This window comes from Nocardia sp. bgisy134, assembly GCF_965341865.1.
GTDB lineage: Bacteria > Actinomycetota > Actinomycetes > Mycobacteriales > Mycobacteriaceae > Nocardia.
Map to the genome: position 1 here is coordinate 435763 of NZ_CBDQZP010000001.1, position 22924 is coordinate 458686.

20 protein-coding genes are annotated in these 22924 nt (G+C 69.8%); 18 read left to right on the forward strand and 2 right to left on the reverse strand.

The annotated features are described in order from the left end of the window. The first annotated feature begins 24 nt into the window (after positions 1 to 24). From ACRWNM_RS01885 to ACRWNM_RS01965, 17 genes are all read left to right on the forward strand, one after another. Entirely contained in the window at positions 25 to 900 is an 876-nt protein-coding gene (locus ACRWNM_RS01885; protein ID WP_068065360.1) for an AAA family ATPase, read from the forward strand. A 3-nt stretch (positions 901 to 903) separates the two neighbouring features. Further along, on the forward strand, positions 904 to 2331 hold the full coding sequence (locus ACRWNM_RS01890) for a vWA domain-containing protein (RefSeq protein ID WP_431962772.1): 1428 nt from the start codon (positions 904 to 906) through the stop codon (positions 2329 to 2331). Between the two features lies 1 nt (position 2332). Then, the gene (locus ACRWNM_RS01895; RefSeq protein WP_431962774.1) at positions 2333 to 2671 is read left to right on the forward strand and encodes an MmcQ/YjbR family DNA-binding protein; all 339 of its coding nucleotides are present in this window, start codon (positions 2333 to 2335) and stop codon (positions 2669 to 2671) included. Between the two features lie 70 nt (positions 2672 to 2741). Beyond that, complete coding sequence (locus ACRWNM_RS01900; protein ID WP_431962776.1) at positions 2742 to 3620, forward strand: hypothetical protein; 879 nt, start codon at positions 2742 to 2744, stop codon at positions 3618 to 3620. Positions 3621 to 3721: 101 nt separating this feature from the next. Further along, positions 3722 to 4399, forward strand: a complete 678-nt coding sequence (locus tag ACRWNM_RS01905; RefSeq protein ID WP_431962778.1) for a hypothetical protein — start codon at positions 3722 to 3724, stop codon at positions 4397 to 4399. Positions 4400 to 4574: 175 nt separating this feature from the next. Beyond that, on the forward strand, positions 4575 to 6707 hold the full coding sequence (locus ACRWNM_RS01910; protein WP_431962780.1) for an ATP-binding protein: 2133 nt from the start codon (positions 4575 to 4577) through the stop codon (positions 6705 to 6707). Positions 6708 to 6720: 13 nt separating this feature from the next. After that, positions 6721 to 7152 carry a hypothetical protein gene (locus ACRWNM_RS01915; protein ID WP_431962782.1) on the forward strand — a complete coding sequence of 144 codons (432 nt, stop codon included), beginning with the start codon at positions 6721 to 6723 and terminating at the stop codon, positions 7150 to 7152. 148 nt (positions 7153 to 7300) lie between these two features. Beyond that, the gene (nadD, locus tag ACRWNM_RS01920; RefSeq protein WP_431962784.1) at positions 7301 to 7951 is read left to right on the forward strand and encodes a nicotinate-nucleotide adenylyltransferase; all 651 of its coding nucleotides are present in this window, start codon (positions 7301 to 7303) and stop codon (positions 7949 to 7951) included. Continuing rightward, positions 7948 to 8352 (forward strand): ribosome silencing factor, encoded by a 405-nt coding sequence (gene rsfS / locus ACRWNM_RS01925; protein WP_431962786.1) that lies wholly within the window; start codon positions 7948 to 7950, stop codon positions 8350 to 8352. The genes nadD and rsfS overlap by 4 nt, the downstream gene beginning before the upstream one ends. Beyond that, positions 8349 to 9008: a histidine phosphatase family protein gene (locus tag ACRWNM_RS01930; protein ID WP_431962788.1), complete on the forward strand. Its 660-nt coding sequence runs from the start codon at positions 8349 to 8351 to the stop codon at positions 9006 to 9008. Before rsfS ends, ACRWNM_RS01930 begins: the two co-directional genes overlap by 4 nt. Positions 9009 to 10227: 1219 nt before the next feature. Then, the gene (octT, locus tag ACRWNM_RS01935) at positions 10228 to 10911 is read left to right on the forward strand and encodes a diglucosylglycerate octanoyltransferase (RefSeq protein WP_431963571.1); all 684 of its coding nucleotides are present in this window, start codon (positions 10228 to 10230) and stop codon (positions 10909 to 10911) included. After that, a complete protein-coding gene (locus ACRWNM_RS01940; protein WP_431962790.1) occupies positions 10912 to 11754 on the forward strand; it encodes a DegV family protein in 843 nt (280 codons plus the stop codon). A gap of 286 nt (positions 11755 to 12040) precedes the next feature. Beyond that, complete coding sequence (locus ACRWNM_RS01945) at positions 12041 to 12304, forward strand: GNAT family N-acetyltransferase (RefSeq protein WP_431962792.1); 264 nt, start codon at positions 12041 to 12043, stop codon at positions 12302 to 12304. Between the two features lie 1228 nt (positions 12305 to 13532). Next, entirely contained in the window at positions 13533 to 14444 is a 912-nt protein-coding gene (locus tag ACRWNM_RS01950; RefSeq protein WP_431962794.1) for a ComEA family DNA-binding protein, read from the forward strand. Beyond that, entirely contained in the window at positions 14441 to 18418 is a 3978-nt protein-coding gene (locus tag ACRWNM_RS01955; protein ID WP_431962796.1) for a ComEC/Rec2 family competence protein, read from the forward strand. The genes ACRWNM_RS01950 and ACRWNM_RS01955 overlap by 4 nt, the downstream gene beginning before the upstream one ends. A gap of 764 nt (positions 18419 to 19182) precedes the next feature. Beyond that, on the forward strand, positions 19183 to 20154 hold the full coding sequence (holA, locus tag ACRWNM_RS01960; RefSeq protein WP_431962798.1) for a DNA polymerase III subunit delta: 972 nt from the start codon (positions 19183 to 19185) through the stop codon (positions 20152 to 20154). Positions 20155 to 20216: 62 nt separating this feature from the next. After that, positions 20217 to 21770: an LCP family protein gene (locus ACRWNM_RS01965; RefSeq protein ID WP_431962800.1), complete on the forward strand. Its 1554-nt coding sequence runs from the start codon at positions 20217 to 20219 to the stop codon at positions 21768 to 21770. A 75-nt stretch (positions 21771 to 21845) separates the two neighbouring features. On the opposite strand, the gene ACRWNM_RS01970 is transcribed toward ACRWNM_RS01965, so the two are convergent. After that, positions 21846 to 21992 (reverse strand): hypothetical protein, encoded by a 147-nt coding sequence (locus tag ACRWNM_RS01970; RefSeq protein ID WP_431962802.1) that lies wholly within the window; start codon positions 21990 to 21992, stop codon positions 21846 to 21848. Between the two features lie 197 nt (positions 21993 to 22189). Between ACRWNM_RS01970 and ACRWNM_RS01975 the strand changes: the two genes are divergently transcribed. Beyond that, complete coding sequence (locus ACRWNM_RS01975) at positions 22190 to 22438, forward strand: hypothetical protein (RefSeq protein ID WP_431962804.1); 249 nt, start codon at positions 22190 to 22192, stop codon at positions 22436 to 22438. A 94-nt stretch (positions 22439 to 22532) separates the two neighbouring features. Here ACRWNM_RS01975 and ACRWNM_RS01980 read toward each other — a convergent pair whose 3' ends face one another. Then, entirely contained in the window at positions 22533 to 22778 is a 246-nt protein-coding gene (locus ACRWNM_RS01980) for a hypothetical protein (protein WP_431962805.1), read from the reverse strand. Between the last annotated feature and the right edge of the window lie 146 nt (positions 22779 to 22924).

A 22924-nucleotide genomic window follows, 5' to 3' on the forward strand; every position in this document is an offset into this window, starting at 1 on the left:
GCTTTACGAAGGAAGGACTGACCAGTGGCCGATGCACCGCAAGAGCCGATCTTCACCTCGGTCGACGACGTGATCGAGCGGCTCGCCACCACCGGCTATCTGGCCGACAAGGCCACCGCCACCTCGGTATTTCTCGCCGACCGGCTGGGCAAGCCGCTGCTCATCGAGGGCCCGGCCGGTGTCGGCAAGACCGAGCTGGCCCGCGCGGTCGCGCAGACCGCGGGCGCGGAACTGGTGCGCTTGCAGTGCTACGAGGGCGTCGACGAGGCCCGCGCGCTGTACGAGTGGAACCACGCCAAGCAGATCCTGCGCATCCAGGCCTCCAGCGAAAACGATTGGCAGGAAACGAAGGCCGACGTCTTCACCGAGGAGTTCCTGCTCTCCCGTCCGCTGCTCACCGCGATCCGCCGCACCGACCCGACGGTGCTGCTGATCGACGAGACCGACAAAGCCGACGTCGAGATCGAGGGCCTGCTGCTCGAGGTGCTCAGCGATTTCGCCGTCACCGTCCCGGAACTGGGCACCATCACCGCCAGCCGTAAGCCGTTCGTGGTGCTGACCTCCAACGCCACCAGGGAGCTGTCGGAAGCGCTCAAGCGCCGCTGCCTGTACCTGCACCTGGACTTCCCGGACGAGGAACTGGAGCGCCGCATCCTGGCCAGCCGGGTGCCCGAGCTGTCGGCCGCGGTGTCCGCCCAGCTGGTGCGCATCGTGCACGTGCTGCGCGGCATGCAGTTGAAGAAGCTGCCCTCGGTCGCCGAATCCATCGACTGGGGTCGCACCCTGCTGGCGCTCGGGTTGAAGGACCTGGACGACTCCACCGTGCGCGCCACCCTCGGCGTGGTGCTCAAGCATCAGAGCGATCACCAGCGCGCGCTGGCCGAGCTGAAGCTGGCCTGAGCCATGGTCACGGGATCGGGCCCGGCGGAGACGGTGTCGCTGGACGCCCCGCACGGGCTGCCCGGTCATCTCGTCGGCTTCGTCGAGGCGCTGCGGGCGCGCGGCATTCCGGTCGGTCCGTCGGAGACCGTCGACGCGGGCCGGGTGATGACGGTGCTGGATCTGCTGGACCGCGAGGTGCTGCGCGAGGGTCTGGCCTGCGCGCTGCTGCGCCGCACCACCCATCGCGCGACCTTCGACGGGCTGTTCGACCTGTGGTTCCCGGTGGCGGTGGGGCAGCGCGGCGTCGCCGCGGACGAGGTGGAGATTCCGCGTACGCCCGCCGGTGAGGTGGACATTCCCGCCTTGCGCGAAATGCTGGCCGAACTGCTCGCGATGGACGACCCGGGTCGGCAGCTCGACCAGCTGGTGGGTCAGCTGGTCGAGCAACTCGGCCAGTATCAGTCCGCGCGCGGGCCGTCGTTCTCGGCCTATCAGGCGCTCAAGGAGGTTCAGCCGCAGACGCTGCTCGCCAAGATCCTGGCCGGGCTTGCCGTCGGGCCGGACACCAGCGCGTTCGACGCCGAGGTCGCCCGCCGGGCGGCCCGGCAGCGCATCGACGGCTTCCGCACCGCCGTGGAGGCCGAGACGCGCAGGCGGGTGGCCGAACGCATCGGCCGCGAGCGGGTCGCGAGTTACGGCGTCGCGCGGCAGGCCGAGGACGTGGACTTCCTGCGCGCCTCCGAACGAGAGCTGGCCGAGTTGCGGCGCAGCACCCAGCGGCTGGCCAGGATCCTGGCGTCGCGTCTTGCCGTGCGGCGCAAGCACGCTCGCCGCGGCGAGATCGATCTGCGGCGTACGCTGCGCAAGTCCATGTCGACCGGCGGCGTGCCGATCGACCTGGTGAACCGCAAGCCGCATCCGGGGCGGCCGGAATTGGTTCTGCTGTGCGACGTCTCCGGATCCGTCGCCGGTTTCAGCAATTTCACCCTGCTGCTGGTGAGCGCGTTGCGCGAACAGTTCTCGCGGGTCCGGATTTTCGCGTTCGTCGACAACGCCGACGAGGTGACCCGGTTCTTCGACCCGAACACCCAGCTCGACGAGGCGATGACCAAGATCTTCACCGAGTCCGACGTCGTCGGCTTCGACGGGCATTCCGACTACGGCGGCGCGCTGACCGCGTTCGCCCGCGAATTCCCCGACGCCGTCACCAGCCGCAGCTCCTTGCTGATCCTTGGCGACGCCCGCACGAATTACCGTGACCCGCAGCTGGATACGTTGCGCGCGCTGGTCGGGGTCGCCAAGCACGCGCACTGGCTCAACCCGGAGCCGCGAACCCAGTGGGGCTCCGGCGATTCCGCCGCCGACCGCTACCGCGAGGTGATCGAGATGCACGAATGCCGTTCGGCCAGACAGCTGACCGACGTGGTCTCCCGGCTCCTGCCGATCTGAGATGGACGATGCGCAGCTGCTGGCCTACTGCCTCGCCAAACCGGGCGCCTGGCAGGACGAACCGTGGGAGGGCGATGTGGTCGCGAAGGTCGGCGACAAGATCTTCGCGTTCCTCGGCGGTGCTTCGGTCGGCCTGAAGTGCGGCCGAAACCGCGACGAGGCCGACGAACTCGTGCACATCTACCCGGACGACGTCACCGCCTCGGCCTACATCGGCCGATACGGATGGAACAGCATCCGGCTCGGCGGCGCGGTCCCTACCGACGAGCTGCGCGAGCTCGTCGACCAGTCCTACGACGCGATCGTGAGCAAGCTGCCGAAATCCAAACGCCCCACATAGTCCCGGACGCGCCACGCACGATCAGGATTCGTTAAGGATTTCTTTGGCGGCCCCGATCACGATCCCCCGCATGGGGAACGGAGCGCCGGAAGGCGTCGAGGCGGGGTGCGCCGGGCAGACCGGCGATGGGGAAGGGGATCAACGGGGCGAGGACGCCGAGCGGTTGGCCGAGCTGGCCGCGGCTCGGCTGCTCGACACCCCCGGCGAGGCGGAGGAGTATCTGCGCAAGGCGCTGGCGCTCGGTGCGGGCGCGCTGCCCGCCGAGACGCTCGCGCGGTGGCATTCGCAGCTGGTCATGGTGCTGGCGGGCCGCCCGGGGCGGGAGTTGGAGCTGGCGGAGACGGCACTGCACGCCGCTGCTCGCTGGGGTGGAGTGTCGGAGGCGGACGCGGTGCATCTGACCTTGGTCGCCGCCCGCGCACTCCATCGGGCCGGGCGGCACGCCGAGGCCGTCGAACTGTTCGAGCCACCGCTCGCGGCGGGCGCATCGCCTTATCCGGCGGCCGAAATGGCGGTGCTGCGTGGACAATTCGGCAAATCGCTGCGACTCACCGGTAAGTATCGCGAAGCGGGAGAGCAGTTTCTCGAAGGCGCACGGCTGGTCCGCACCGATCGCGGACGTGTCGAGCTCCAGGCCGAGCTGGTCTGGTCGGCCGCCTCCGCGTTGGACGCGGCCGGCGCGGAGGATCAGGCGCGGCTTGCGTACCTGCGCGCCGCCCAGCTGTGGGGCGAACTCGGTCGCATCGGACCGCGCTCGCGGTGCCTGCGTTCGGCGGCTTGGCTGCGGTACTGGTCCGCGGACTCGGAGTCCGAACGGGCGGACGGGATCGCCGCGCTCGGCGAGGTGCTCGCCGACCTCGAGGCGCTGGCGCAGCGCGAACCCTCGGCCCAGGTGACCCTCGAACTCGAATACACGCGCAACCAGCTCGAGGACATGCGGGAACGCTGATGGCGTTCTTCAGCGGATGCTCAGCCTTTCTTTGGCGGTGTGCCGGACCGTAGCGACAGACACCGAGAACGCCTCGGTGCGTCGCGAATTCGGAGACCGGAATGAAGATCTACGCCGCCGCCACTGTCGTCGTGGTGGCGATGGCCGGGCTGCTGACCACCTGCGCGGCGGCCATCGAGCCGGACGCCGTGGCGGCTCCGCCGAGCGCCGTGGCGCACGCCGGGTTCTCGGAGCTCGTCACCGGGCCCGGATACGTCCTCGACGTCCCGCAGATCGTGGGCGGCGATCCCGCCGCGGCGGCGTTCAACGCGGGCATGCTCGCGGCGGCACGCTTCTGGATCGACCAGGTGGACGCGCGAACCACCCTCGCGCCCGGCCCCGGCCAGGCCACCTATCTCGGGCCGCGGGTGCTGAGCGGGCTGCTGTCGGTGTCGGTCGACACCGGCGACGCGACCGTCGTCCTGCGCACGAGTCACGTGACCGACGTGCGGACCGGCCGCACGCTCACCCTCGCCGACCTGTTCACCGACCTCCACCGCGGCCTGGACACCCTTGCCGCCCGGGCCGCCGGCCTCCTTCCGCCGCAGTCCGGCCTCTCGGCCAGCGCACTCGAGCCCGCCGAGTACAACTACCGCGTCTGGCTGGCGACCCCGGCGGGCATGCAGATCCACTTCGGCGCCCCGGCCGAGGACCTCACCGGCGACATCGTGGTCACCGTCCCGTGGTACCAGCTCGACGCGGACCTCGCGCCGGGAATGCGGGATGTGTTCGGCGGCTGAGCAATTCCTTCGCCACCGATTGTTTCGGACAGTTTCCGGCCGCCGTCGGTGTGCGGGGAATTGACTGATTGCCCGAACGAATTTCCGAGGGTTTCATGTCGCGAAAATAGCTGCGCCCGAGGAGAATCCATCGATTACTCTTTGCGCTACGACTGACGTCGCCGGGGAGATTCGCATGAATGGGGAAGACAACAGGTTTCATCGCGTCACTGTCGGCGGGAGCGTCGCGGGGCAGGTTGTCGTCGGCGAGAACAACGTCGTGATCAATGCGCAGGGGTCACAGGTTTTCGTCCGCGACGGTCCGCCGCCCGAGGTGCGGCGGCGGACCCGGCCGGTGGGAGTGCCGATTCCGCGTGCGCGCGGCGACATGATCGGCCGACTGCCCGAATTGCGGTTCGTCGCCGAGTCGCTGGATCGCGGTGTGCCGGTGGAAATCTCGGGACCGCCGGGGGTGGGGAAAACCACGTTGCTGCGCCGGTTCGCGGCGGATCGCGCCCGGGGCGGGCATTCCGTCGTCTATCTTTCGGCGGCCGGTCTCGCGGTCGAGGATCTGATCCAGTCGCTGTTCCAGGCCTGCTACGACGCTGTCGACTACCGGCCGGACCAGACGGTGTTGCGGCGGCTGATGGGATCGATCCGCGCGCTCATCGTGATCGATGACTTCGACGGTTCCGCCGCCGATCTGGACAGCGTGCTCGACATCGTGCCCGCGGGCGATCTGATCGTCGCGACGACGACGAGAACGCTGTGGGGACAAGGACGTTCGCTGGAACTCCAGGGCTTGCCCGAGCCGCAGGCCATGGCGCTGCTCGCGGGCGTGCTCGGCCGCGGTCTCGGCTACTCGGACGCGGCGAGGCGGCTGTCCCGTGCGGCGCGTGGACACCCACTCGCCCTGGTGCGCGCCGCCGCGTGGGTCGCGCACTCGGGCGCCGGCGAGCTCTTCGCCGACCCCGGCCTGCTGCAACGAGCGATGATCGCCGGACTCGCGGGGCATGTGCGCGACGCACTCGGCGTGCTGTGCGCGCTGGCGGGCGTGCCGGTGAAACCCGCGCTGCTCGGCATTCTGCTTCGCAGGCCGGACACGACGGCCGACCTCGCGGCGCTGGAACGCATCCACCTGGCCGAGCCCACCGCGGCGGGCTATCGCCTGACCGGCAACCCCACCGCGCTCACCGCCGACTGGCAGGGTCCACTGCCGGATCCCGCCGATTTCGTTGCCCCGCTGCGTGATTGGGCCGTCCGTACGGCGACCGCCGCGGAGATCCTGGAACTGGACGCCGTGGTCGTCCGGGTGTTGCGGGCGGGCATGGTCCGCGGACGGCACGATTCGGTGCGCGAACTCGCCAGGGCCGTCTCGCCGGTCCTCGGCAGGGCCCTGCGCTGGGGATGCTGGAAGGAGGTGCTCGCGGTCGGCTTGCAGGCGGCGACCCAGGTGGGTCACGCCGCCGATCTCGCGTACTTCACCAGGGAAAGTCACGTGCGCGAGCAGGCGCTCGGGATGGCGGTCGGGGTGACCGTCGGCGTCGGGGCGGGCGCCACGGTCGTCGCGGCGCAGCAAGCCGGATCGCAGGCGGTGCAGAGCGCGCTGCGTTCGGTCGCGCTCGGTCATCCCGTCGCCACCGGCACGGTGGTCGCGGCGCTCGCGGCGGCCGCGACGGTCACCGGAGTCCGCCTCACCTCCGGCGAGGCGCCGCCCGCGGTCGGCCAAGCGCCGATCACGACGGTGCTGTCCACCGCGACGACCGGTCTGCTCCCGGTCACCACGACCCCGGAACAGACCAGCGGCCCGGCTCAGGCCCCGCCTCCGCCGCGGACGCAGCGGACAGATCCCGGACCGGGGGCCACCGACTGCGCTCCGCAGACCTACCTGGTCACCTTCGAGGCGGTGGCGGGCGGGGAACCTGTGACCCAGGCGGCGGGATTTCCCTGGCTGTCGTGCGACAACGAGGCGGCCGCCGCGCTCTCGGGCGACCCGGTCTTTCGAGCGACGCCCAACCCCTGCCCGCCCGTCGGAGTCAGCGGATGTATGTACGACTTCACCTTCAGCCCCACCGAGCCCGGCGACTATGCCGCCGAGCTGATCATCCCGTCCGACTCGGGTGGCTCGGCCATCACCTTCGAACTGCGCGGCAGCGCGGTACTCCCACCGACGGGCACCACCCCGCCGACCGGCTCGTCCTCTTCCACCACTACTCCGCCGTCGACAACGACCACCACCACGACGACGACCCCGCCGTCGCCCACGGTGACCCTGCCGCCGTCGTCCAGCACGGTGGAGCCCCCGTCCATCCCCTTCCCCACGAACTGAGAGGACACCACCCGTGACCGAAGCATCCGGAGCCAACTACCACCTGAACGTCGGCGGCGACGTGCCGGGGCAGATCGCCGTCGGGCACCACAACACCGTCAGCCGGGTGGAGGCAGGCCGGGACTCGACCCAGAACGCCGGCGCCGATCTCACCGCGTTGCGCGCCGAGTTCGAGCGACTGCGCGCCCAGCTGCCCGCCGAAGGGCCGCTGCGCGACCAGGCCGCCGAGCGCGTCGACGAGCTGGAGGAGGCGGTGACCGCGTCCGAGCCGGACCTGTCGACCATGGAGTACGTCCGCAACTGGTTCGCGCGGCGGCTGCCCGAACTCGCCGGCGCGGTGACCGGGCTGATCGTCCATCCGGCCGTCGGCGCATTGGTCGCCGCGGCGGGCGGGGGACTGGCGGGCGAGTTCGTCCGCCGCTTCGGCTCGACGGACGGGGCCTGACCTGCGGGGTCGAAACCGGCGGTGACCGACTCGGCCTGCCGTCGGTGACCTTCCCGCTCCGGGACGGGCCATGCCGCCGAACTGGACGTTCGTCCCAGGACCGGGCGTCCGGGCGGCGGTTCGCGGCGGAGCATTAAGCTCGGCACTCATGCAAGAGAAAGGCCGGACCGGACGCAAGCTGGGGGTGATGGGCGGCACCTTCGACCCGATCCACCACGGGCACCTGGTCGCCGCCAGCGAAGTCGCCAACCGGTTCGACCTGGACGAAGTGATCTTCGTCCCCACCGGACAACCGTGGCAGAAAGCACACAAAAAGGTCAGTCCGGCCGAGGACAGGTACCTGATGACCGTCATCGCGACGGCCTCCAACCCGCGATTCTCGGTCAGCAGGGCCGACATCGACCGCGGCAAGGTCACCTACACGGTGGACACCCTGCGCGAGATGCACGCCCAGTATCCGGACGCCGAGCTGTACTTCATCACGGGAGCGGACGCACTGGCCAACATCCTGTCGTGGCAGGATTGGGCGGAACTGTTCGAACTGGCGAAGTTCGTCGGGGTGAGCCGTCCTGGCTACGAGCTGAACGCCGATCATCTCCAGGAACATCTGCGTGATCTTCCGGCCGATGCGGTGACCATGATCGAGATCCCGGCTCTGGCCATCTCGTCCAGCGAGTGCAGGCGACGCGCCGCCGAGAATCGGCCGGTGTGGTACCTCGTCCCCGACGGCGTGGTGCAGTACATATCGAAGCGGCACCTCTACGTGCCCGAACCAGCGGAAGGTAGCAGGCAGGCATGAGCGCATCTGTCGAGTCGGTCGAGATGGCGCAGGTCGCCGCGCGGGCGGCGGACGAGAAGCTGGCTTCCGACGTGGTCGTCCTCGACGTCTCCGAGCAACTGGTGATCACCGACTGCTTCGTGATCGCGTCCGCGCCGAACGAGCGCCAGGTGAACGCGATCGTCGACAACGTGGAGGAGCGGCTGCGGCAGGCCGGTCACAAGCCGGTCCGCAGGGAGGGCACCCGCGAGGGCCGGTGGGCGCTGCTGGACTACGTCGACGTCGTCGTGCACATCCAGCACAACGACGAGCGCAATTTCTATGCGCTGGAACGGCTGTGGAAGGACTGCCCGGTGGTTCCGGTGGCAGGCGTCGGTGATCCGCGCGCCGCGGAGGGTGCCGAGGGGAACGGCGCCGAGTGAGCAAGTATGCCAGTGTGCGCACCCTGATCCTGTTGCGGCACGGGCAGACCGAATGGAATGCCTCGGATCGTATGCAGGGCCAGATCGATACCGATCTCACCGATCTCGGCCGAAGACAAGCCAAAGAGGCGGCGCGCGAACTGGTCTCGCGCAACGCCATCGCGATCGTCTCCTCCGATCTCAAGCGCGCCCACGACACCGCGCTCGCGCTGGGGGAGCACACCACGGTGCCCGTCGTGCGTGACCCGCGCCTGCGAGAGACCCACCTCGGTGACTGGGAGGGGCTGACCCACCTCGAGGTGGACGCCGACTATCCCGGCGCGCGCGTGGCCTGGCGGCTGGACGCCACGTATCGGCCGCCCAACGGCGAAAGCAAGCTCGAGGTGGGTGCGCGCTCGCTTCCCGTCGTCCAGGAACTGTTCAGCGAGCGACAGGATTGGCCGGGCCGGACTATCATCCTGGTGGCGCACGGCGGGCTGATCGCCGCCCTGACGGCCGCGCTGCTCGACCTGCCGCCACAGAACTGGCCGATCCTCGGTGGATTGGCCAATACCAGCTGGGTGCAACTGAGCAGCCACGGTCCAGGCATCGAACAGCCCGGGTGGCGCCTCGATGTGTGGAACGCAGCGGCAAAGGTAGCTCCCGATGTCCTCTGAAGAACCGATCAGATCGGTGCCGGACGAACTGTTCCAGCAGGTGACCGCCCGGCCGGAACGCCAGCTTCCGGATGCGTTGTTCGGCGGTCCCGCGGCCAAGCCCGCCCCGTCGGGCAAGAACGCCGCGAAGGGCGACGAACCCCTGCGGACGGTGCCGGACGAGTTGTTCAAACAGGTGACGGCCAAGCCGGAACGGCACCTGCCGGATGCGTTGTTCGGCGGGCCGCCGGCGAAGCGGGACGTCGATTCGGTGGGGGAGCCGGGTGCGAGTTCCTCGTCCGATGTGGGCGTCGGTGACGGTTCTGGCGCGTCGGGTGGTGAGGTCGCGGATGAGTCGGATGCCGATGGGGTTGGTGCGGATGGTGATCCGAGTGTCGTAGCCGATGCCGCCGTGGTGCGTGCCGACGGCGAGGCAAGCGCCGTAGCCGATGCCGCCATGGTGGTCGACGCCGCGGCGGTGGCCGAAGGCGTTGCGGTGGACGATGGCGAGCCAGGTGCCGAAAACAGTGCCGGGGACGGCGCGCTGGGGGGCCTGACCGTGGACGCGGCGTCCGAAGAGTCGGCCGCGCGTGGGCAAGCGGGGATCGAGACGGCCTCGCAAATCGATGGCGCCGCTGGACAACTCGTGGCCCCGTCGGGCGACGGTGTCGCTCGAGCGAGCGTCGCGGATGTGAGCGACGTGGTCGAAGCGTCGGTTCCGGATAGTGATTCCGGAGCCGGAGCCGGAGCCGGAGCCGGAGCCGGAGCCGGAGCCGGAGCCGGAGCCGGAGCTGTGCGTGAGGGCGGCGAGGCTGTCGTCGGTGAGCTGCGGTCCGTTGGGGTCGAGGATGGCGCGAACGGTGCCGTGTTCGAATCAATCGAACCTTCGGCGGAAGAGGCTGCCGGAGAGGCCGACCCATCGCTCTCGACGCCCGAGGGCGGCGACGGTGCGGACTCCGTGCCGACCGGTGAACCCGAGCCCGTGGACCCTGCGTCGGTTCCCGGGGTGACGGCCGCATCGACCGCCCCCACCGCGGTATCGGTATCGGATTCAGTAGCCGCGTCTGCCTTCGTTTCGGCGCTGATTCCTTCCGCCGCACCGCTTTCGGCTGTGCCCAACGAGCATTCGGGCGAAGACCTTCCCGCCGAGCCCGCGGGCGAAGCTGCGAGTACGGTAACCGTGGGTGAGGTGGTGCCCGCACCCGAGGCGGCCCCGGCCAAGCGCCCGGTTCTCTTGGTGATGGCCGACTCGCTCTCCTATTTCGGTCCGAAGGGCGGTCTGCCCGCGGATGATCCGCGGATCTGGCCGAATCTCGTGGGCGCCGAACTGGATTGGGACGTGGAACTGGTCGGCCGGATCGGCTGGACCTGCCGCGACGCGTACTGGGCGCTGATCGGCGACCCTCGGGTGTGGGCCGCCGTACCCAACGCGAGCGCGGTGGTCTTCGCCGTCGGCGGCATGGACACCCTGCCGTCACCACTACCGACCGCGCTGCGCGAGCTCATCCGCTATGTGCGTCCGCCGGGGCTGCGCAGGCGCGTTCGCACGGTCTACAACTGGCTTCAGCCGAAGCTGTCGAAGCTGGGTCGCCCGGTCGCGCTGCCGCCGAAGGTGAGCGTCGAATACCTGGAGCAGTCCCGCGAGGCGCTGGCACAGCTGCGCCCGGATCTGCCGTTCGTCGCCGTACTGCCCTCGGTGCACAACTGCGAGGCGTACGGACGGGTGCACTCCGGGCGGCCGCGCGCGGTGAAGGCGCTGCAGGCCTGGTCGGAGCGCAGCGCGGTGCCGCTGGTGGATCTCGGTGAAGCGGTGCGGGAGAACATCTTCTCCGGCGACGCCAATCCGGATGGCATCCACTGGGGTTGGGCTGGGCACACCGCGGTAGCCAACGCGATGGTCAAGACCTTGCAGGAGGTTCGGTAGTTGGCCGTCGTGGTCGTCACCGATTCGTCCGCCAGCCTCCCCGCCGAACTCGTCGCCGAGCTGGATATCGCCGTCGTACCGCTGCACGTCCTCGTCGGCGACCGCGCCATCCGCGAGGGCGTGGAACCGATCGACATCGACTACGCCGCAGACACCGTGACCACCTCGGGAGCCTCGCCGGGCGAGCTGCGCGAGGTCTACGAGCGGGCGCTGGCGCGCAGCGGGGGAGACGGTGTTGTCGCGGTGCATCTTTCGCGTCAGCTGTCCGGCACCTGGGAGGCGGGCAGGCAAGCCGTGCGCGACATGGACGCCGCCGACCGGGTGCGGCTCGTCGATTCCCTCGGCGCGGGCCTGGCCACCGGACTCCCGACTCTGGCGGCCGCGCGGCGAGCGAAAGCCGGTGCGTCGCTGGACATCGTCTACGACACCGCGGTCGCGGCCGCCAGTCGTGCGCGCACCTTCTTCCTGGTCAACCGGACCGAGCAGCTGCGCAGGGGTGGACGGCTGAGCAGCGCGGCGGCGTTCTTCGGCAGCGAGCTGGTCACCAAACCACTGCTGCAAATCGTGGAGGGCCGCCTCGAACTGCGCGAGAAGGCGCGCACCCGGTCCAAGGCGTACGCCAAACTCGTGGCCGCCGCGGTGGACGCCGCCGGAGAAGACGGCGCGGCAGTGGCAGTGCAGCACCTCGAGGCGGCCGAGGCGGCCGAAACCGTGGCCGGGCAACTGCGCGAACTGATTCCAGGGATCCGTGAACTCATCGTCGCGGAGTTCGGACCGGTGCTCGGCGTGCACCTCGGACTCGGCGCGGTCGGTGTGCTCGTGGTTCCCGGCGGCTGCGCGTGACGGACGAGCGATCACGATGAGCGCAACCGTGACGATCGCGCGCGATGCCGGATAACTTCGGGACAATGACGAGTTCGACGCCGCCGACACGTCCGCCGCTGACCGTGGTCACGGTCGATTGGGCGCATCCCGACGCGGTGACCCTGCGCGAGGAGATGGCCGCCGAGGTCGGTCCCCGGTACGCCGACCTGGCCCGCACCGTGCGCGGCACTCGGAACGCGGTCGACGAGTCCACCGTGCACCGCACCTTCGTCGCCTATTCGGGTGGGCCGCCGGTCACGCGGCGATGCGTTGGAACGCGGGCGAACTCGAGCTCGAGCGGATGTTCGTCCGCCCCGCCCATCGCGGCTCGGGCGTCGCCGACGCACTGCTGACCGCGGCCGAAGACGCCGCCCGCGCCGAGGGGCTGCCCCGGCTGATCCTGCAAACCGGCCATCTGCAGCCGGAGGCCGTGCGGTTCTACGTCCGCAGCGGGTACCACCGCATTCCGATCTTCCCGCCCTACGAGGTGTTGCCGCTGTCGAATTGCTTCGCCAAGCAATTGAAGTGATGCCGTGCGGCCGTCGCGCCTGGATCTACGCGGGTCAGGGTTTCGCGGATGGGGTTGTCCACAGCGGAGCGGTTATCAACAGGTCTACGGAAATGCCTGGTCGCAGCGGGCTGTTCGGTCCGGTCGGCTGCGTACGGTCGCGGGCATGCGACGACATGACGAACGCGAGCGGATTCGACGGCAGCTCGGCGCGCTGACCGTCCGGGTAGGCGCGAGCAGGGCCGCGGGTGCAGGGACGACCCTGTCCTTCGGCGATCGCGCCCGGTCGGAGGATGTCGTTGTCGTGCGTTCCGGAGCGTCGCCGCCTGGTTCGGTGTTCGCGAGGGCGGCTAGGTCGGGCGAGACAGACATTGTCGATGTCGGCGTTCGGATGTCGAGTGCCGGTTCGGTGCGTGGCGGGCTCGCGGTGGAGGCGGGCGCGCGGCCTGTGTCGGACGAGGACGTGTCCGTGAGTTCCGTGGACAGCGCGCGGGCGTCGGTAGGCGGGGATGTGGCTGTTGTCGCGGCGGGTGTCGAAGCGTCGCCGCGTGGTTTGGTGTTCGCGAGTCGGGCGGCTGGGTCGGGCGCGACCGAGACTGTGGATGTCGGCGTTCGGCGGTCGAATATCGGTTCGGTGCGTGGCGGCCTCGCGGTGAGGGCGGGCGCGCGGCCTGTGTCGGACGAGGACGTATCCGTGAGCTCCGTGGACAGCGCGCGGGCGTCGGCAGTCTGGGATGTGGCTGTTGTCGCGGCGGGTGTCGAAGCGTCGCCGCGTGGTTCGGTGTTCGCGAGTCCGGTGGCTGGGTTGGGCGAGACCGACATTGTGGATGTCAGTGTCCAGCCGTCGAATGTCGATTCGGTGCATGGCGGGATGCCATTGCCCGCAGCGGTGGCGGGCTCGCACCAGATGGCGGACAGGGAAGCGCCCACGAGCTCCGATGGAAGCGTGTGGGCGTCGGTAGGCGGGGATTCCTCTGCGTCACATCGGGAGGAATGGCAGCGGATCCGAGGACGGTCTGAGAAGAATTCGGGGCGTTGGCATTTGGAACGCCTGCCGCCGCTGGAATCGGACGTGTTCGGGGAAGCGATGGCGGTCGATCACCCCGAATCTGGTGAAGCGGCGTCGCGAGTCGAGGAAGCACGGGTTCGAACCAAGAGTCGAGTGGCGGCCCCCGAGCGCGTTCGGTCGCGACCGACATCGAGTACGGCGGCGCCCGACCATCGTTCCGCGGCGTATTCCAGTGATGTCGTGGATTCCAGCGAGGTCGCGGACGACGAGGCGGCCGTCGGTCAGGTGAGTATGGCGGCGTCCGGCCGTCGTTCCGCGGCGTATTCCGGTCGTGTCGTGGATACCGGCGAGGTTGCGGACGACGAGGCGGCGGTCGGTCAGGTGAGTACGCCACGTTGGTTGGACGAACCCCCGCGCGGTCCGGGCTGGTGGGAGCGCTTCGTCCCGGAGCGCTTTCACGGTGCGCGTATCGATCCCGGCCGCCGCGGCGTGCTGGCGTTGGCGGTGGTCGGATTGGCCGCCGTGCTCGTGGCGACGGTCGTGGTTTTCCGTGAGCGCCCGGTGGCGCACGCGGTGCCACCGTTGCCCGCGGTGCATACCAGCACGACTCCGCTCGGCTCACGTCCGAACCGTTCTCCGGCGCAGCCGGTTCCAGCCACAACGGGGGCGATGCCCGCGGCGGGGACCGCCGAGCTGGTCGTCAGTGTTGTCGGACTGGTCCACCGCGGCGGATTGGTGCGGCTGCCCGAGGGCGCTCGGGTGGCGGATGCGCTCGCGGCGGCGGGCGGCGCCCGCGACGGCGCCGATCTGACCGGCATCAACCTCGCCCAGCGCGTGAAGGACGGTGACCAGATCCTCGTCGGACTCGCCGCTCCGTCGCCCGGGCCGACCCAACTCGGCAGCACCACGATCACCACGACCGGCCCGAGTGCGGCCTCCCGCCCGAGCGCCGGGTCGTCCGGCAAGGTCGATCTCAACAGGGCCACCGAGGCGGAGTTGGACGCCTTGCCCGGCGTCGGCCCGGTCACCGCGGGCGCAATCGTCGCGTGGCGCACGGCGAACGGCCGCTTCACCGCCCTCGAACAACTCGGCGAAGTAGACGGCATCGGCCCCGCGCGGCTGGCCCGCCTGCGCGATCTGGTGATGATATGACCACGTCCCTCGATGCGCGGGACCCGGAGGCAGCCGACGCCCTGCCGACTGTGGACGCGCGGCTGCTCCCCACCGCCCTGTGCTGCTGGGGAGTGACGATCGCCGCGCTGACCTCGGGCTGGTCGGTCGGGATCGCGGTCGCGCTCGGATTGCTGGTGACGGCAGCCGGATTGGCGGCGATGGTGCAGCGGGAACGTTTCGCGCGAGGGCGGGTCGTTCCGCTGACCCTGCTTCTCGGCGTCGCTGTCGCTGTGGTGGTTGGACTTTCGAGTGCTGGTACCGGTACCGATCTCACCGTGGCCGTGGCCGTGGCCGTGGCCGTGGTACTGGCGATGGCGGTCGGACCGGTGTCGCTGTCAGCCGTTCGCACGAAGCGTTTTGTGCGGTTGCCCGTGGCGTGCATGCTCTTGACTGCCGTGGTCCTCGGGGGCGGAGTCGTCGTCGTGGAAGTCGGTGCCGGGGTGACGGTAGTGGTGGCCGTGGTTGTCGCGGCAGCGGTAGCGGTGGCAGTCGGACCGGTGTCGATGTCAGCGTCGCGCCCGGAGCGTTTCGTGCAGCGTGCCATGGCATGCACCTTCTTGACCGCCGTGGTCTTTGGGGCCGGAGTCGCCGTCGTTGTAGGGGCCGGGGCCGGCGCGACGGTAGTGGTAGCCGTGGTGGCCGTCGCAGCAACGGCGGCGGTGGCTGTCGGATCGCGGTCGATGTCGCGTTACCGCACGGAGCATTTCGTGCGATTGGCCGTGGCGTGCACGCTCTCGGCGGTCGTGGTCCTCGGAGGCGGAGCCGCCGTCGTCGCGGGAGTCGGGGCGGGGGTGGCGGTAGCGGTAGTCGCGGCAATGGTGGTGATCGTGTCGGGGATACGAGGGAAGGGTGAGGTTTCCCAGGGGCGTCGGGCCGTGGCGTGGACGTTGCTCGCTGCTGCACTGCTCGGGGCGGGTTTCGCGATGGCTGCGGCGTGGCGGGAACATCGCGTCGCGACGCATCCGATGCGCGAGGCGTACGGGCTCTCGATGCGGGTTGTCGTCACCCCGACGGACGACCCGAAGCCGATGCGGGCCAATGGTTTCGGTGGTGAACCGCGTTGGATCGTCCGGGCCGCGCTGCGCGAATATCACAGCGCCGAAGCGACGGTGCGGTCTGGCGGCCGGGTGGTGATCCTTGCGGCGGGCACGGAGTGGGGTGACCTGCTGCCCGGGCAGCCGATCGAATTCCGGGCGCAACCACAGCCGCCGAAACATCGCGACCTGACGGTCGCCACGCTGCATGCCCTGGGGCCTCCGAAACCTGTTGCGGCACCGCCGTGGTGGCAGCGGGCGGCCGCATCGGTGCGCGACGACTTCGCGGGCGCGGCGACCGCCGCATTGCCTCCGGACGCGGCGGGACTGATCCCGGCGTTGGTTCTCGGTGATACTTCCGGCCTGCCGGAACCCGTCCGCAAGGACTTCGAAACCTCTGGCTTGCAGCATCTTTGCGTAGTGAGTGGCGCGAACTTCACGATCCTTCTGTCGGTCGTCTTGTTCGTCGTGCGGGCGCTCTCGGTGGGTCCCCGGGTGGCGGCGACGGCCGCGGCGGCGGCGCTGCTCATGTTCGTGGTGGTGGCCCGGCCGGATCCGAGCGTGCTGCGGGCCGCCGCGATGGGTGCTGTCACGTTGCTCGCGCTGGTCACCGGCCGCCGCAAACAGGCGCTGCCCGCGTTGTGCGCGGCAGTGATCGGCCTGTTGCTGGTCTGGCCGGAACTCGCGGTGAACGCCGGATTCGCGCTGTCGGTGCTGGCGACCGCCGGACTGATCCTGCTCGCGCCCGGCTGGGCCGATTGGCTGCGGGCCCGCGGTTGGTGGCGGCTGCCCGCCGAGGTGGTCGCGGTCTCGGCCGCGGCCTTCACGGTCACCGTGCCGATCATGGTCGCCCTGACCGGCCGGGTCAGCGTTGTCGCCATCCTGGCGAATGTGCTTGTCGCACCGGCGATCGCGCCGATCACCGTCGTCGGTGCGCTCGGCGCTGCCTGCGCATCGGTGTGGTCGCCGCTCGCGGAGCTGATCCTGCGTTGCGCGGGCCCGCCGCTGTGGTGGTTGCTCGAGGTCGCCGAACGCACCGCGGCGCTGCCCGGCGCGACGATCACCGTGCCCGCCGGTTCGGTCGGTGGCCTGACCGCTGCCGCGCTCGTGATCGTGGTGGTGTGGGCGCTGCGTGCCGCCCTGGTACGCCGGCTCGCGACCGTCGCGGTGCTGGCCGCGGCCGCCGTCCTGCTGCCCGCCCGGCTCTGGCATCCCGGCTGGCCTCCGTCCGATTGGGTTCTCGCGGCCTGCGACATCGGCCAGGGCGACGGCCTGGCCCTCGCCACCGGCCCTGGCACCGCCATCGTCATCGACGTCGGCCCCGATCCGCGCACCATGCGCACCTGCCTGGACCGCCTCCGCATCCACCACATAGCCCTCCTCGCCCTGACCCACCCCCACGCCGACCACATCGGCGGCCTGACCGGCGCACTCCACGGCCGCACGGTCGCCGCCATCGCCACCGCCCCAGGGGAACTCAGCGAAGCGATATCTTCGGGACCGTCTGCCGCACCGGGCGGAGTCGATGAAGTGGTGCCTTCCAAACGCTCTGCCGCGTCGGGCGGAGCTGTCGAAGTGCTGCCTTCGGGGCATTGTGCCGCCCCGAGTGAACTCGAGGGCACGGTGCCTTCGGGGCTGTGCACCGCCCCGCGTGGAGTCGATGAAGTGGTGCCTTCGGCAAGTTGTTCCGCGCTGGGCGACGCTGGTGAAGCGATGCCTTCGGGGCATTGTGCCGCCCCGTGCGAACTCGAGGGCGCGGTGCCTTCGAGGCTTTGTTCTGCCGCGCCGGGCGGAGCTGGCGAAGTGCTGCCTTCGGGGCATTGTGCCGTCCTGGGCGGAATCGACGGCGCGGTGCCTTCGGGGCTTTGTACTGCCCCGCGTGGAGTAGATGAAGTGGTGCCTTCGGCAAGTTGTTCCGCGCTGGGCGACGCTCGTGAAGCAATGCCTCGGGGACGTTTCGCTGCCCTGGATGGAGTGGATGGAGCGGCGCTTTCGGGGCTTTGTGCCACGACTGGAGTGGATAGAGCGGTGCAGTCGAGGCTTTGTGCGGCCTCGAGCGAACTCGAGGGCGCGGTGCCCTCGAGGACTTGTGCTGGCCCGAGCGAACCCGATGAAGCGATGTCTCCGGAACTTTCTGCTGCCCCGGAGGAGCTCGGCGAAACAATGCCTTCGGGACTTTCAGCCGTCCCATCCGACCTCGGTGGCCCGGGCATCGGCGGAGTCGGGTCGACAGCTGCATGCGGCGCGCCGACGGCCCATCCTGATGCGAGCGCGCACACCGAACACTCGACAGCACGGACAACAGGAGTTCGTGCGATTGATGCCGTCACGCCGGGCATCGGTGAGATCGCCCTGCCTGCGCGCCGACGCGTCACCGACGACCGTACGCCGCTCACCGGTGCGGCCCAGGTGGCGGAGATCGCCGGACGTACCGGCATTCCGCTGCTCGAACTGGCCAGCGGACACGTACTTCGTTTCGGCGCGGTGGAATTGACCGTTCTCGCGCCAGCCGGACCCGGTCCGGGCGGCCCGCACCTCGCCGACGAACCGAACGACAGCTCCCTGGTCATCGTGGCCACCACCCCGGCCGGCCGAATCCTGTTCACCGGCGACATCGAATCCCCGGCCCAGCTGCGCCTGCTCCGCGAACCGGCAGCGCTGCGCGCCGACATCTTGAAGGTTCCACATCACGGATCACGGACCACGACAAGCGAATTCCTCGCCGCCGTGCGCCCTCGGCTGGCCATCATCAGCAGCGGCGCGGACAACACCTTCGGCCACCCGCATCCCAAAATCCTCACCGAGTTGCACACCCTCGGCACCACGATCGCTCGCACCGATCTGCACGGGGATGTGCTGATCGCCGGAGGCCCGTCCGACCTACGCATCCTCACCACGCGCTCCGGACCGAGCACATGAACGACCGAGATCGCTCAGCCCCGGAATCCGAAAGGAGCAGGCCAGCGATGAGGAGCATGCTCGCACCCGCCGTGCAGGTGGACACATGGACGTTCGTGCCACTGCCACCGGTTGTCGGCGCGGGCACAGCGCCGACACCTCGTAGTCCACCGAACCCTGACCGCCGCGTAAGCGTCCGCGACAACAGCAGCCGCGTGGCGGCAGACCCGCACCAGATCGGATTGCGGATCGGCCTGCGTCTAGTTGGCCTGCGCCCGGTCGGTGTGCGCTCCGGCCTGAACACGTGAACGGCCGAGATCGTTCAGCCGTGCTGGCGGCCGATCCGCGCCTGGTCGGCCTGTGCTCGGTTGGCCCGCTCCTGGTCGGCCTGCGCGGGTCGGCTTGCGCCCCGGCCGATCCACTCCTGGTCGGCCTGCGCGGGTCGGCTTGCGCCCCGGCCGATCCACTCCTGGTCGGCCTGCGCGGGTCGGCTTGCGCCCCGGCCGATCCACTCCTGGTCGGCCTGCGCGGGTCGGCCTGTGCCCCGGCCGATCCACTTCCCAGTCGGCCTCCCCCTGGTTGGGGCTGTGCAGGGTCGGCCTGCGCCCCAGTCGACACCGTCGCCGCCGCGACATGACGCACGCACCCGAGCGATCGCCGCGCTCCGCAGCTTCGACTACACGCACCTGCACCCATGTCGTCCCGAATTCGCGCACGATCAGCTGGTCACGGGTCGTCGGTGCGGGCGAACAACCCTGTCGGCGGGGGACCGTAGGATCGGGCGGGTGAGCGAACGGTCTGCGGCGGTGCATCTGGTCCTCGGCGAGGAAGAGCTGTTGATCGAGCGTGCGGTGGCGGGGATCACCGCGCAGGTCAGGGCGGTGGCGCCGGATGGGGACGCGGTGCCGGTGGACCGGCTGCGGGCGGGGGACGCGAGTACCGCGGAGCTGGCGGAACTGTTGAGTCCGTCTTTGTTCGCGGAGGATCGGGTGATCGTCCTGGAGTCGGCGGCCGAGGCGGGGAAGGAAGCCGTCGCGGTGATCACGGAGGCCGCGGGGGATCCGCCGGACGGCGTGGTGCTGGTGGTGCTGCATTCCGGCGGCGGGCGGGCCAAGGCGCTCGCGCCCGTGCTGCAGAAGTCGGGGGCGGTGGTGCACAACTGCGCCAAGCTGACCAAGGCGGCCGAGCGGACGGAGTTCGTGCGCGGCGAGTTCCGCGCCGCGGGGGTGCGGGTGGCGGCGGACGTCGTGCAGGTCGTGCTGGAGGCGGTCGGCTCGGATCTGCGTGAATTGGCCGCCGCCTGTTCGCAATTGGCGGCCGACACCGGTGGCAAGATCGATGTCGCCGCGGTGCGGCAGTACTACTCGGGGAAGGCGGAGGTGTCCGGGTTCGACGTGGCCGAGCTCGCCGTCGCGGGCGACCGGCCCGGCGCGATGGAGGCGCTGCGGTGGGCCAACGATCGCGGCGTCCCGCACGTGCTGCTGGCCGACGCGCTCGCCGATTCGGTGCACACCATCGCCAGGGTCGGTTCGGCGGGTCGCGGCGACCCGTTCAAGCTCGCCCAGCAGCTGGGCATGCCGCCGTGGAAGGTGAAGAAGGCGCAGGCCCAGGCGCGCGGCTGGACTCCGGCCACCATCGGCACCGCCATGCAGGTGGTCGCGACCTTGAACGCCGACGTGAAGGGCGGCGCGGCGGACTCCAGTTACGCCCTCGAACACGCTTTGACGAGCATTCTCGACCTGCACGGCGCGGGGTGACCCCAGACAGTATCGATTGCGGCAAATGATTGGTTACCCAATCCGTGTCAAACTGGATTGGGATGAACGAGCGACGAGCGCGGGCTCCCCGCATCGATGCTTCCGACCGCAACGGGCGGCGTCGGGCGTCCCGCGACGTGCTTCAGCTGCCCACACCACCCCGCGGCTTCGGTCGCACGGTGGCGAAGGTGATGGCGGGCGGCTTGTCGGCGCTCGTGCTGGCCGGCGCCGCGGTGGGCTGGGCCACCGAGAACGGCTTCGACGCCGGCTTCGGCCGTTCCCACGCGCTCGGCGACGACGCGCCGCGATCGCTGGGCGGCGCGATGAACATCCTCCTGATCGGCCTGGATACGCGAAAAGACCAGAACGGCAACGACCTTCCCCAGGAAATCCTCGATCAGCTCCACGCGGGCGACAGCGACCAGGGCGGCTACAACGCCAACACGCTGATCCTGGTGCACATCCCCGCCGACCTGAAGAAGATCACCGCGGTTTCCATCCCGCGTGACGACTACGTGGCCGTCTCCGGCATCCCGGGCTACACCCACATGAAGATCAAGGAGGCGTACGGCCTGAAGAAGGCGTTGGTGCAGGAACACATGGAGGCGCGGGGCGAGACCGATCGCACGAAGCTGGAGCGGGCGGGCCGGGAGGCGGGCCGTGCCTCGATCGTGCAGGCGGTGCGCAATCTGACCGGCGTGCCGATCGACCGGTTCGCCGAGGTCACCCTCGCCGGTTTCTACGATCTGGCCAAGGCGCTCAACGGCGTCGACGTGTGCCTGCGCAAGCCGGTGCGCGATCTCGAATACTCCGGCGCCGACTTCCCGGCCGGTCGCCAGCGCCTCGATCCGGCCCAGGCGCTGGCCTTCGTCCGCCAGCGCCACGGCTTGGAGAACGGCGATCTGGACCGCACCCACCGCCAGCAGGCCTTCCTCACCTCGGTCGCGAGGGAGCTGCGGAATGCGGGCACATTCACCGACGTCGGCAAGCTCTCCGCCCTGATGGACGTCGCGCACCGCAATATCGTGCTCTCCGACGGCTGGAACGTCACCGACTTCCTGCGCACCGTCGGCTCCGCCGCCAGCCCGACCGTGGAGTTCCGCACCCTGCCGGTGCTGCGCTACGACGTGATCGATGGTCAGGACGTGAACATCGTCGATCCGGCTGCCATCCGCCGCGAGGTGCGCGCCGCGTTCGGTGAGACCGTGCCGACCGCACCGCCGCCGCTGTCGAGCACCGTCGACGTGCTCAACGCCGATGGCGAAGACGCTTACGCCGCACGGGTTTCCGCCGCCCTCGCCGCGCGCGGCTACCTGACGGGCACGGTCGGCTACGCCGCGTCCTCGGAGGGCTCGGCCTCGGCCGTGTACTACGGCCCCGGCAACGACGCCGACGCCGCCCGCCTGGCCCGGACCCTCGGCGGCCTGTCTGTCATCCGGTCCGCGACCGTGCCCACGGGCCGCATCAAGGTCGTCATCGGCTCGGACTTCACCATGCCGACGGCTCTCGCCGCCGCATCGGCCACCACCCACACCCCGACCACTCTCCCCATCCCGGACGTCGGCAAACCCGTGGACGCCGCCATCTCCGGCGACCAAATCCCCTGCGTGAACTGACAGCCCTGCACAGACGCCTCGCAGGAGTTTTAGGTGCTGCAAGGACCTGTGAAAGCGACGACCAGGCCAGTGGGCTCAGGCCCGCTGTTCGATTTTCAGGTCGCCGAAGGTGACGCTTCTGGTGAGCGGGCGGGACAGGAATTCGTGCGGGAAACCGAGGTCGACGGCGGTGGCGTGTTCCAGACGGTCGATGGCATGGAATCGCGAAATGGCTTGTCTCATAAAGGATTTCGACGCACTATCGGAACGGTGGCGCAACTCGATGTGGTTGTGCCTGCTCGATCCGGGCGCTGCGCGAGTTCTACGTGGAGCGTGAGCGCGTCATCCGGGAAGGTGTCGCGGACCTGCGCGCGGCATAGGCGGCGCACCCGGACGATCAGCGACTGGCCGACCTGATCGGCGAGTTCACGGCGCACAGCGTGGAGTTCGCGCGCGCCTGGGACCGTCACGACGTGAAGGTGCAGGGGCGCGGGAACAAGCCGCTGTGCCACCCGGAGGTCGGGCCGCTGGTCGTCACCTACGAGGTGCTGATGCCCGTGCAGGATCCCGACCAGCGGATCGTCATCTATCGGGCCGCGGACGCCGACTCACAGACGGCGTTGAACCGCCTGATGGCCGGAGCCGCGGCAAAGAATCCGCGCGCGGCGGAGCTGAGCCCGCCGAGCTGAGTCGAGCAGTGTCCGTCGAGCCGAGCTGTGTCGGCCGGACCGAGCGGCGTCCGCGGGGCTGAGTCCCCGGGACGACGCCCGCCGAGCCGGTCGCTCAGTCCGCCGAGCTGAGCAGCAGTTCGTCGTCCTCGTCCGATTCCTCGAACCGGCCTTCCCATTCGTCGTACACGGGCACATCGTCTTCCCGGGTCACGATCCACTCCAGCGAGTAACCACCGTCGTCGTCGGGGACCATGACGTTCTCGATCTTCAGGCCGAGCCCGAGCACCTCGGCGGCGCGGATGACCTCCGGGAGGTCCTCGGCTCTGACCACGGTCTGATTCGCGTACACGGTTACCATGCGCGGAATCGTAGCCCCCGACACCGACATCTCGGCTACGGTCCGGTGAACTCGTCGACGAGGCTCGGATTCGGGTCGGACACGACAAAAGCCGCCGTGGTCATCGAGGCCGCGGCGGCTGGCGTCAGAAGAATGGATCCCGGATG

Bases quoted from the DNA above. Each gene is read 5' to 3' on its own strand.
- ACRWNM_RS01890 (WP_431962772.1), top strand. From the start codon at position 904: ATGGTCACGGGATCGGGCCCGGCGGAGACGGTGTCGCTGGACGCCCCG.
- ACRWNM_RS01895 (WP_431962774.1), top strand. From the start codon at position 2,333: ATGGACGATGCGCAGCTGCTGGCCTACTGCCTCGCCAAACCGGGCGCC.
- ACRWNM_RS01900 (WP_431962776.1), top strand. From the start codon at position 2,742: ATGGGGAACGGAGCGCCGGAAGGCGTCGAGGCGGGGTGCGCCGGGCAG.
- ACRWNM_RS01905 (WP_431962778.1), top strand. From the start codon at position 3,722: ATGAAGATCTACGCCGCCGCCACTGTCGTCGTGGTGGCGATGGCCGGG.
- ACRWNM_RS01910 (WP_431962780.1), top strand. From the start codon at position 4,575: ATGAATGGGGAAGACAACAGGTTTCATCGCGTCACTGTCGGCGGGAGC.
- nadD (WP_431962784.1), top strand. From the start codon at position 7,301: ATGCAAGAGAAAGGCCGGACCGGACGCAAGCTGGGGGTGATGGGCGGC.
- rsfS (WP_431962786.1), top strand. From the start codon at position 7,948: ATGAGCGCATCTGTCGAGTCGGTCGAGATGGCGCAGGTCGCCGCGCGG.
- octT (WP_431963571.1), top strand. From the start codon at position 10,228: ATGGCCGACTCGCTCTCCTATTTCGGTCCGAAGGGCGGTCTGCCCGCG.
- ACRWNM_RS01945 (WP_431962792.1), top strand. From the start codon at position 12,041: ATGCGTTGGAACGCGGGCGAACTCGAGCTCGAGCGGATGTTCGTCCGC.
- ACRWNM_RS01955 (WP_431962796.1), top strand. From the start codon at position 14,441: ATGACCACGTCCCTCGATGCGCGGGACCCGGAGGCAGCCGACGCCCTG.
- ACRWNM_RS01965 (WP_431962800.1), top strand. From the start codon at position 20,217: ATGAACGAGCGACGAGCGCGGGCTCCCCGCATCGATGCTTCCGACCGC.
- ACRWNM_RS01970 (WP_431962802.1), bottom strand. From the start codon at position 21,992: ATGAGACAAGCCATTTCGCGATTCCATGCCATCGACCGTCTGGAACAC.
- ACRWNM_RS01980 (WP_431962805.1), bottom strand. From the start codon at position 22,778: ATGGTAACCGTGTACGCGAATCAGACCGTGGTCAGAGCCGAGGACCTC.